This is a genomic window from Pontibacter sp. HJ8, assembly GCF_054824225.1.
The window spans coordinates 1-11,652 of sequence record NZ_JSYF01000350.1 but is presented as its reverse complement, the minus strand read 5'-3'; the positions used below and the strand labels follow the sequence as shown (position 1 = coordinate 11,652).

The window sequence follows — 11,652 nt, the reverse complement described above, 5'->3', positions numbered from 1 at the left end:
CAGAGGGGTGCTTCTTCTTTTTCAGGTATGCTAATTTCCTATATTATAATTATACAAAACTGGCTTATGGGCAACTGAAGCAGGCGCTCTTATTAAAAAACCTGATCTTCTGCTGCATTAAGTATTTCCAGCTTGTATCTTTGGAGGCTCCGGCTTTGATTAACCATAAAATCTTAGGAAATTGGCTTTTAGCTCTAGCCATCGGTACTTTTATTTTAACCCGGTTGAGAAGCTATCACACGACACAATACAACAACGCATACCATGATTAAAATTAACAGAGAAGATGCACTTAACTATCACATGCAGGGGCAACCCGGCAAGATAGAAGTAGTGCCGACCAAAATGCTGAGCACCCAGCATGACTTAGCCCTGGCATACTCTCCTGGAGTTGCTGAGCCTTGCAAAGAAATAGCGCTAGATAAAGAGAACGTATATAAATATACTGCCAAAGGAAATCTGGTAGGGGTTATTTCCAACGGTACAGCCGTGCTGGGCCTGGGTAACATTGGTCCTGACGCGTCTAAACCTGTCATGGAAGGCAAAGGCGTACTATTCAAAAAATTTGCAGGTATAGATGTCTTCGATATTGAGATCGACTGCACCGATCCGGAAGAATTTATCCGCATCGTAAAATCACTGGAGCCTACCTTTGGAGGCATCAACCTGGAAGATATCAAAGCACCGGAAAGCTTCAAGATAGAACTTGCGCTGAAGGAGCAGATGAATATTCCGCTCATGCACGATGACCAGCACGGTACGGCCATTATTTCTTCAGCCGCCTTGCTGAATGCGCTGGAACTGACCGGCAAGGATATCTCCCAGGTACAGATCGTGATGAACGGCGCAGGGGCAGCAGCCATTGCCTGTACCAAACTCTATGTCGCATTGGGTGCCCGACTCGACAACATCGTGATGTTTGACAAGGAAGGCATTGTGCGTCCCGAGCGCAACGACCTGGACATCTACAAGGCCCAGTTCGTAACCATGCGTAAGCTCAATACACTGGCAGATGCCATGAAAGGCGCTGATGTGTTTATTGGCTTATCGGCTGGCAACGTACTGGACCCGGAGCTGGTGAAGCTGATGGCGCCCAATCCGATCATTTTTGCACTAGCCAATCCTGACCCGGAGATCCCGTATGCTGTGGCCATGGAAACCAGGGAAGATCTTATCATGGCAACGGGCCGTTCGGATCATCCTAACCAGGTGAACAACGTACTGGGGTTCCCTTACATATTCAGAGGGGCGTTGGATGTGCGCGCTACCGAGATCAACGAAGCCATGAAACTGGCAGCTGTTCGGGCCCTGGCCGCCCTGGCCAAAGAAACTGTGCCGGATATTGTACACAAAGCCTACGGAGACAACACCATTTCCTTCGGACGCTTCTACCTGATCCCGAAACCGCTTGACCCACGCCTGATCACCACCGTGTCGCCGGCAGTGGCCAAGGCTGCGATGGAAAGTGGTGTAGCCAGACGGCCTATCACCGACTGGATGGCCTATGAGGAGGAGCTGCAGGAGCGCATCGGCATCGACCAGAAGCTTATGACGCGTATCACAAACCAGGCAAAGGAAAATCCGAAGACGGTTGTGTTCACGGAAGCCGACAATTACAAAATTCTGAAGGCCGTACAGATCGTCAAAGAACAAGGTATAGCCAACCCGATCCTGCTGGGCAATAAGGCCCGGATTGCAGCGATCATCGAAGAAAGCAAACTGGACCTGCACGACTGTGTGATCATTGACCCATACGAGGAAGACGAAAGGCGCGAGGAGTTTGCCCAGTTGCTTTACAAGAAGCGCCAGCGCAAAGGCCTGACGCTGTTTGACAGCCGCCGTCTGATGCGGGACCGCAACTACTTCGGCAGTATGATGCTTGAAACTGGCGAGGCCGATGCCCTTATTTCAGGTCTTACCCGCGACTATTCCAAAACCATATTGCCGGCACTGCAGGTGATCGGTGTGGAAGAGGGCATCAACAAGGTGGCAGGTATGTACATCATCTTGAGCAAGAAAGAGCCTTACTTCTTTGCCGACACAACCGTGAATGTGAACCCGACCGCGGATGAACTGGTCGACATCATTGGCCTGACAGCCCGTGCCGTTCGCTTTTTCGATACCGAGCCGCGTATGGCAGTGCTTTCTTACTCGAACTTCGGTTCGGTGCAGGGCGACATACCCAATAAAGGCGCGGAGGCCGTCCGGAAGGCGAAAGAGCGTTACCCGAACCTGCTGATTGACGGCGAGATGCAGGCCAACACGGCCATGAACCGCAACCTGCTGCGCGAGCACTATCCGTTCAGCGAACTGGCTGAGAAAGGCGCCAACACGCTTATCTTCCCTACACTGACATCCGGCAACATTGCCTACAAGCTGTTGCAGGAAATCGGTGGCGCGGAAGCCATCGGCCCGGTGCTGATGGGGATGCGCAAACCGGTACACATTCTGCAGTTGGGCAGTTCTATCCGTGAAATTGTTAACATGGTAGCCATTGCTGTCGTAGATGCTCAGAACTACAACAATAAACATATATAGATGATAGCTTATATCGATGGTAAGCTGGCAGTCAAAGATCCAACCTATGTCATTATCGATGTGAATGGCATAGGTTACCAGATCCGAATATCGCTGAGCACGTATTCTTCCCTGCCAGACGGGGAGCGCTGTAAGTTGCACACCTACCTGCACATCAAGGAAGATGGCCATACCTTGTATGGCTTCACTTCGGCAGCTGAGAAGGAAACGTTTCTGCATCTGATCTCCATTTCGGGGGTCGGGCCCAATACGGGACTTATGATCCTGTCTTCGCTGTCGGTGGACGAAATACAGCAGGCGATCGTGCGGGAGGATGTCCGCACGATCCAGCATGTAAAAGGGATAGGAGCCAAAACGGCCCAGCGTATCATATTGGAATTAAAAGATAAAATAAAGAAAGAAACAATGCTGGCTGGTAGCACTCCGGTTCCTGTTTCAGCGCACAATACAGCACGCGCAGAAGCGTTATCAGCATTAGTAACACTAGGCTTTGCCAAGAACGTGGCAGAGAAAACCCTGGATTCGATCATAAAGCGCGAAGACAGAATCCTAAGTGTAGAGGAGCTTATTAAATTTGCCTTAAAGTCTTCTTAACGGTATAGCCTAACTTGATCTGGATTAGTAAAAAAAGCAGCCTGCTGTTTTCAATGGTTACTGCTATCACTTTGCTTGCATGGTGGTCGTATGCGGAAGAGGCACGTGCAAACAGCAGATTCAAGTCTTTAATATTTCCAAACTTATTAGTACAGGATACTATAGTTCAGGACACTATACCCAGGGACTCCTCCAGGCTGCAGCCGTATATACCCAGCCGGAGGCCTACCTTTGTGCCCAGTGACCGCATCGGCAACCCCTTTGGCACCCGCTCCAGTTCTTCTCCCTTCCTGCTGAACCAGCCCTCCAACCTGGAGCTGGACATACAACTGGACGACAGCCTGCAACAGTACAACATCAACGAGCGGATCGGTGAAATAAACTACCGTATACCTTCTGCCATGACCTGGGAGGAGTACTCCAAATGGCAGCGGCAGCAGGCCATCCGGGACTACTGGCGAAGCAAGTCGGCCGGCCTGGACGGGGAGAGTGTCGTAAGCGGCCGTAGGCTCGTGCCCAAGATCTACATCAGCCCGATGTTCGACAGGATATTCGGCGGCAACTTTGTAGATATCCAGCCAAACGGTAACGTGTCCCTGAAATTCGGGGCCCGCTTCAACCGCAACGAGAACCCTTCTATCCCTCTTCGCCAGCAGAGCACCGGCGACTTTGATTTTGACCAGAACATTTCCCTGAACCTGGTGGGTAAGATCGGCGAAAAAATGCGCCTGAACTTCAACTGGGACAACAATGCCAACTTCGAGTTTGAGAACAACATGAAGCTGGACTATACCGGGTATGAAGAAGAGATCATCCGGAAGGTAGAAGCGGGTAACGTAAGCCTTCCGCTGAACAACTCCCTGATCACGGGTGCCCAAAACCTCTTCGGTATTAAAACACAGCTGCAGTTCGGACGCCTGGGGGTGACAGCCATTGCGGCGAACCTGCGCGGCCGCAACGATGAAGTGGTGATCCAGAACGGGGCGCAGAACAAACCTTTCGAGATCCGGGCAGACCAGTACGACCGGGACCGCCACTTTTTCCTGTCGCAGTTCTTCCGCGACCGCTATGACAAGACGCTCCAGAACCTGCCGCTCGTCAACTCGGGCATTGTGATCAGGCGCCTGGAGCTCTATGTGACCAACAACAACCGCACGACCGAAAACCTGCGCAACATGGTGGCTTACATGGACCTGGGGGAAGCAAACACCTACCGGGATCAGTTTGAGCGAAACCCTGCTGCCCCGGCGGCCAACGATGCCAACAGCCTTTATAGCCTCATCGCCACTAACGGACAGGCACGGGACAACGACCAGGTAGACAATTACCTCACGAGCCTAGGCCTGCAGAAGGCCGTGGACTTTGAGCACGTACGCGCCCGCCGCCTGGACCCGCGCGAGTACAAGTTCAACCCACAATTAGGGTACATCTCCCTGACCACTGCCCTGCTCCCGGACCAGGTACTGGGTGTGGCGTTTGAGTATACCTACAATGGCAAAACCTACAAGGTAGGCGAGCTGCTCGAAGATTACCAGAACCTGCGCGATGACCAGATCATCCACATGAAGTTGCTCAAAGCCACCAATCCGGCCCTGGACTATCCGACCTGGGATTTGATGATGAAAAACGTGTATAGCCTCGACGCCACTCAGGTTACTCGCGAAAACTTTCAGCTGCAGGTGATTTACAAGGATGATGAAACAGGCGTTGATATTACGAGCCTCAAGGAACCAAGCCCGATCCAGAACCTGCCGCTGGTCGAAGTGCTCAACCTCGACAATGTAAACAGCAACAACGACAAACCCCGGGATGGCAACTTTGACTTCCTGCCCGGCATCACCATCGATCCGGAGACAGGCCGGATCTTCTTCCCGGTAGTAGAGCCGTTTGGCAGCTATCTGGCCACCAAGTTTGCCGGCCGCCAGGATCTGATCGACCGCTACGTATTCCAGGAGTTGTATGAGCAGACACAGACAGACGCGCAGCAGAACGCCATCAAAGCTAAGTTTTTCCTGAAAGGGCGCCTGCAGGCCAGCTCAGCCGATGAGATCGTCCTGCCCGGCTTCCGGATAGCAGAAGGCTCCGTAGCGGTTTATTCCGGGGGTACGCGCCTCGAGGAAGGCAGCGACTACCAGGTATTCTATGACCTGGGACGTATCAAGATCCTGAACCCGAGTTACATCGCCTCTGCCAGCGACCTGCGGGTGACCTATGAGAAAGCCGAACTGCTCAACATTCAGCCCCGGTCCCTGCTCGGCGCCCGGTTTGATTACCGGGTGAACAACGACCTGAACCTGGGCGGTACCGTGCTGCACATCAACGAGAAGCCGTACATCAACCGTGTCAGTATAGGCGACGAACCAACCAACAACACCATCTACGGCCTGGATGTGAGTCTGAACAAGGAGTCCCGCTTCCTGACCAAAATGACGGACATGATCCCGTTCATTCAGACCAAAGCGCCTTCCAGCATCACGTTCAATGGTGAATTTGCCCAGCTGGTACCCGCTAATTCCAAATCATCTGTCAACGAGGACGGCACTTCTTACCTGGATGATTTTGAAGGCGCAGAAACCCCTTTCAGTCTGGGAGGTTTCAACAATACGACCTGGCGGCTGGCGGCCACTCCTGCCCCGCTTGCCACCGGCACCGGCCTCGGTTATGCGTATAACCGCGCCCGCCTGGCCTGGTATACCATCGATCAGATCTACTACCGTGACAGCGATGGGCTCCGGCCCAGCAATATCACCAAAGAAGAACTCGCAAACCACTACGTGCGCCCCATAGACAGGTATGAGGTATTCCCGGGGCGTGACCGCGAGGTGGCCAATGCCTACGAGTATACCTTCGACGTGGCCTATTACCCACGTGAACGCGGCCAATACAACTATAACACAAGACTGGATGCACAGGGAAGGCTACTGGACGATCCGCGCAAGAACTGGGGCGGTATCAGCCGGGAGATCACCTTTGACACAGATTTTGACAACGCCAATATTGAATACATCGAGTTCTGGTTACTGGACCCTTTCATCACCGGTGAGAACGGTCGGAAAGATGCCGAAGGCAATCCGATTGTAAGCAACGAGGGAGGCGAACTGGTCCTCAACCTGGGCAGTGTGTCAGAAGACATCCTCAAAGACAACCGCTATTCTTTCGAGAACGGCCTTCCTACTTCAGCTACTGATAACCAGAATACACAAAAGACTCCTTGGGGGCGTGTGCCTACCCAGCAATTCCTGACAGATGCTTTTTCTGCCGTACCCGGCGCCCGGTCCTTCCAGGACATCGGCCTGGATGGCTTAGGGGATGCGCGGGAGCGGGAAGAGTTTCAGAGTTCCTTCCTGGGCATAATACCGGGCGGTGCACCGGAGGGCGTACGGAATGACCCCTCGGCCGATAACTTCCTGCACCACCTGGATGCTTCCTACGATCAGCAGAATGCAGGTATACTGGCCCGCTACAAGCAGTTTAACGGCATGGAGAACAACTCGCCGGAGCAAAGCCGTTTCTCCAACTATGCCTTTCCTGACAAAGAAGACCTGAACCGCGACAACGTGATCAGTGACCTGGAGCAGTACTACGAGTACAAGATCAAGCTGCAGCCGGGTGAGATGAATGTAGGGCAGAACTACATCGTGGATCAGATTGTGGACCCCAACAAAAAAGTGACTTGGTACCAGTTCCGGGTACCGGTGCGCCAGCCAACCGGCAATGTGGGCAACATCAGCGGCTTCAAGTCTATCCGTTTTATGCGTATGTACATGACTGAGTTTGCCGACCCGGTGGTGCTGCGCTTTGTGCAGTTCCAGTTTGTGGCCAACCAGTGGCGTACGTTCCTGCAGCCCATCACGGACGGCAACCCCTGCCTTTCCTGTACCGATGATGCCCGCTCCTTCACTGTTTCGACGGTGAACATTGAGGAAAACGGAGAACAGGGAAGCGAGACAAGCATCCCATACGCCATGCCTCCAGGTATAGAGCGACTCCGCGACTATGCCGCCACCAACGACCGCCGCCAGAACGAGCAATCGCTGCAACTCTGCGTGGAAGATCTGAAAGACTCTTTCTCCAAAGCCGTTTACAAGAACCTGTCCATCGACATGCTCATTTACAAGCGCCTGAAGTTGTTCCTGCATGCGCAGTCCAGCGACCCGGGTACGCGTGACGACGATGTGCAGGCCTTCATCCGGATCGGTACGGACTATACCCAGAACTACTACGAATACGTGGTTCCGCTAAAGCTTACGCAGCCCGGCACCACTTCCCGAGAAGGTATATGGCTGGCAGAGAATGAAATCGATATCGCCCTGGAAGATTTTGTAAACGCCAAAGTGGCCCGTAACAATGTACAGGGAGGCTGGGATAACCGCCGCCCGTATGAGGTAACGGTTAATGGCAAAGTGATCCGTGTGGTAGGTAACCCGGATTTCAGCGAGGTACAGAGTGTGATGATCGGCATACGCAATCCGGCCGTACCGGGCCAGGATACCCGGGCACACTCTATCTGTATGTGGGTGGATGAGCTGCGTGTGACCGACTTCCGGAATGAATCCGGGTGGGCTACGAATGCCCGTCTGAATACCAAACTTGCTGACTTTGCCAATATCACAGCCACCGGCAGCTATACCACGGTTGGTTTCGGAGGCCTGCAGCAGAAGATCGCCCAGCGGGCACGGGAAAACACCGCCCTGTTCGACGTGAGCGCCAACATCGTAGCCGACAAGTTCCTGCCCGAAAAGCTGGGCATCAAGGTGCCGGTTTCGGTGCAGTATGGCACCATGAACAGTGATCCGCAGTTTGATCCGCTGGACAAGGACGTGCCGCTGGAAGAATCCCTGACGCGGTATGAGACGCGAGACAGCAAGCAGGAGTACCGGCAGGAAGTGAGTACACGGGAAACACGCAAGAGTATCAGCCTGCTGAATGTACGCAAGGAACGCACCAACCCCGAAGCCAAGGTGAAGCCGTACGACATAGAGAACCTTTCTTTCTCTTACTCCTATGCCGAGCGCCTCTTCACCAACATCGATACGGACCGCGACTACACCAAAACGTATACCGGTGCTGTCGCCTATACCTATACCAATACGCCACGCAACTACGAGCCTTTCGCTAAAGTGGAGGCGCTGAAGTCGCCGTATATGCGCCTGATCAAGGACCTGAACTTTACGCCGCTGCCAAGTCGCTTCGCTTTCCGCGCTGACCTGGACAGAAGGTATAACGAAACGTTCCTGCAGCGCCGCGATCCGGGCACCGGCCTGATCACCTCCCGCGACATAGCGCCTACGTTCCAGAAGTATTTCTATTTCAACCGCATCTACGATCTGAAGTGGGACATCAGCAAGAGCCTCTCCATTGACTACACGGCCACGAACCGGGCGGTGGTAGACGAGCCCGATGCCCGCATTGACAAAGATGTGGACTCGCTGCGGTATAAGAACAAAGTGATCTGGAACAACCTGCGCAACTTTGGCCGTAACACCAACTTCAACCAACTGATCGCTGCCAACTACAAAGTGCCGCTCGATAAGTTTCCGTTGACGGACTGGCTGGGTGCTGAGACACGCTATGCGGTGACCTACATCTGGACAGCAGGCTCTACGGCGCTCAACCAGGATGCCAACTTCCAGCTGGGTAACACGATCGAGAACAGCACAGAGTTCAGCGTAAACGGACGCTTCGACATGGTGAAGCTCTACAACAAGGTGAAGTTTCTGAAAGATGTGAACTCGCCGGCAACGCCCCAGGGAGGCCCTGTCGTACCGGCGCCGGGCGACTCGACCGTGCAGAAAAAGTCGGATATGAAAGTAGCCAAGTCCCTGGCCCGCTTCCTGATGATGACCCGCTCCATCAACTTCACTTACCTGCAAAACAGGGGCTCCATGCTACCAGGCTACCTGCCGCGCACCAAAATGTTCGGCTTTGATGAGGGATTTGATGCCCCTGGCTTACCTTTTATACTGGGCCGCCAGTATGAACTGGATGAGCTCTACAACAGAGCTTACAACAATGGCTGGTACACAGACAGCAGCCAGTACCTCAACACGCCATTCAGCGGCATACTGACCGAAACCTTTACAGCACGTGCCAACCTGGAGCCTTTCCGTAATTTCAACCTGCAGCTGGACGCGCGCCACAACATGTCTGAGATCGAGGAAGTTTTCTACCGGAAAGAGTTCGATGATTTTGGAAATACCGGCACAGTTAACGAGCGTCAGAACCCGATCAACACCGGCTCTTTCAGTACTTCGTTCTTTGCGCTCAATACCATGTTTGAGTCATCGTCCGGGGGCACATCTGCTGCCTTCGAAGACTTTATCCGCAACCGCCGCGATGTGCGGGAGAAGCTGACCAATGCCAATACCGCAGCAGGCGACTCCGGCTATACCCTGAACTCGCAGGATGTGCTGCTTCAGTCCTTCCTGTATGCCTACCAGGGCCGCGATGTGAATGGCTATCAGGCCAAGTCAGGCAGCCCGTTCAAGCGCATGCCTATCCCGAACTGGCGCGTGGACTACAATGGCCTCTCGCAGCTGGCATTCTTCAAACAATGGTTCAGCCAGGTCAACCTGACGCATTCCTACAACTCCAGCTATAACATTACCAGCTTCACGACTTCGCTGGCTTACGAGCAGGCGCCGGCTGGCTACCCGACCAACAAGAACGAATTCGGGCAGCTGATCCCCTACTACATCGTGAGCCAGCTGACTGTATCGGAACGCCTGGAACTGCTGGGGGTAAATTTCCGGACGAACACCAACCTGACCGGCCGGTTAGGGTATAAGATGGAGCGTAACCTGTCGCTGAACCTGACCAACGCCCAGGTGACCGAAACAAATGTGAAAGATTATACACTGGGCTTTGGGTATAGCACCAACAACTTCCGTATACCTTTCAAGATCAGGGGAGAGCGCAAGGTGCTGGAGAATGAGCTGACCATGCGGATGGACTTCTCTGTGCGCGATAACCAGACGGTACAGCGTGCCATTGCCCGCGATGAGCAGGGCAACGAGATCAGCCAGAACCAGATCACCAACGGCACCAAGCAGCTGCAGCTGCGCCCGACAGTGGACTATGTGCTGAGCCAGCGTGTCAACATCCAGTTCTATGTGTTGCGCACGGTATCGGATCCGAAAATCTCGACTTCCTTCCGCAACAGTGTCACAGAAGGGGGCATCCAGTTACGAGTTAGTCTGGAATAATTTTTTGCATTGCGAAAAAGACCGTATTTTTGAACCATCATCAATCAACCGAAAAAACGAATGAATTTACCTGAAACCCTAAAATATACGAAAGACCACGAGTGGGTACGCATTGAAGGTGACGTAGCCTATATTGGCATTACTGATTTTGCACAGAGCGAACTGGGCGACATCGTGTATGTAGACATCGATACGGTAGACAAGCAGATCAGCCAGAACGAGGTGTTTGGTACAGTAGAAGCTGTAAAAACAGTTTCTGACCTGTTCAGCCCCCTGAGCGGCACTGTGCTGGAGTTCAATGACAAACTGGATGGCAGCCCTGAGCTGGTGAACTCTGATGCGTATGGCGATGGCTGGATCATCAAAATGTCAATAGACGATAAAAGCGAAGTGGAAGGCCTTCTGACAGCCGACGCGTACCGCGAACTGATCGGTCAGTAACCTCCGTATAGAAGCAGGTTTGATAATAAGGTATAACCTTTTTACCTTCATGTGGGCAGCAGTGATTATGATCACAACACTGTTGCCCTCATCTTCTATGCCCGCCCTGTCCATTTGGGAGCTCTTTTCTTTTGATTCTTTTGCCCACGCTTTCCTTTTTGCCGTGCTCGCCTACCTCATGATCGTGGGCCTCAAAAAGCAGCATACCTACCTCAAGCTGCAGCACTACGCGATCCGGACTGCGCTGCTGATCAGCACCATGTTTGGCATCTTTATCGAGCTGATGCAGCATTACTTTATTACCGGACGCCAGGGCGACATCATTGATGTGCTGAGCAACACCATCGGCTGCCTGTTAGGGATCGTCCTCTTCAAGTGGATCTACCAGCAATAAGCCTGCTGATAGGTTGTCATACCTCCGCTCTTCTTAGTACAAAACTTTCCTGCTCTCCCCTTTAGCATACAGTTGATTTTCAGGCAATCCGCCGTCTCCTACGTTTGTCTTTGTGCCGGCTCTTTTGCAGGCTTTCACCATCACAGCGTTCTTGTATGCTGCCCCTCTACTAACTCAACTTGATGCGCTGGCTGCCGGCTTTCTGGTTGCTGCTTGTCAGCCCCCTTGCGCTACAGGCGCAACAGGCAGGCAAGGTATGGCAGCGGCTACAGGCTCAGAAGCTGGCCCCGCGCCTTTCCAAACAGGGCAATGCCACTGCATCGTACAGGATACAAACTATACCTAAAAAAGGTCGTGCCTGCTGCTCACATGGAACAACAGGCACGACCTTTTCTTTTGAGGTAAACGCTATACCTAGAGGATGTTGTTGATCTGCTCTTTGATCTTCTCCAGTTCTTCTTTCATCTCGACCACATGGTG

At 53.0% G+C, this 11,652-nt stretch carries 7 protein-coding genes; 6 read left to right on the top strand and 1 reads right to left on the bottom strand.

Annotated elements, in window-relative coordinates; genetic code table 11:
* The 6 genes from OB13_RS15075 to OB13_RS15050 all read left to right on the top strand — a co-directional run.
* On the top strand, positions 1-272 hold a 272-nt coding region (locus tag OB13_RS15075), incomplete at its 5' end, for a hypothetical protein (protein ID WP_461491000.1).
* Entirely contained in the window at positions 265-2,538 is a 2,274-nt protein-coding gene (locus OB13_RS15070; RefSeq protein ID WP_461490999.1) for an NADP-dependent malic enzyme, read from the top strand. The genes OB13_RS15075 and OB13_RS15070, both read left to right, overlap by 8 nt.
* Positions 2,539-3,132: a Holliday junction branch migration protein RuvA gene (ruvA, locus tag OB13_RS15065; protein ID WP_461490998.1), complete on the top strand. Its 594-nt coding sequence runs from the start codon at positions 2,539-2,541 to the stop codon at positions 3,130-3,132.
* A gap of 233 nt (positions 3,133-3,365) precedes the next feature.
* A complete protein-coding gene (gene sov / locus OB13_RS15060; RefSeq protein WP_461490997.1) occupies positions 3,366-10,337 on the top strand; it encodes a T9SS outer membrane translocon Sov/SprA in 6,972 nt (2,323 codons plus the stop codon).
* Between the two features lie 60 nt (positions 10,338-10,397).
* Complete coding sequence (gcvH, locus tag OB13_RS15055) at positions 10,398-10,778, top strand: glycine cleavage system protein GcvH (protein ID WP_461490996.1); 381 nt, start codon at positions 10,398-10,400, stop codon at positions 10,776-10,778.
* A gap of 19 nt (positions 10,779-10,797) precedes the next feature.
* A complete protein-coding gene (locus OB13_RS15050; protein WP_461490995.1) occupies positions 10,798-11,172 on the top strand; it encodes a VanZ family protein in 375 nt (124 codons plus the stop codon).
* A gap of 274 nt (positions 11,173-11,446) precedes the next feature.
* Here the strand turns inward: OB13_RS15050 and OB13_RS15045 are convergent.
* A partial coding sequence (locus tag OB13_RS15045; protein WP_461490994.1) for a hypothetical protein occupies positions 11,447-11,652 on the bottom strand: 206 nt, incomplete at its 5' end.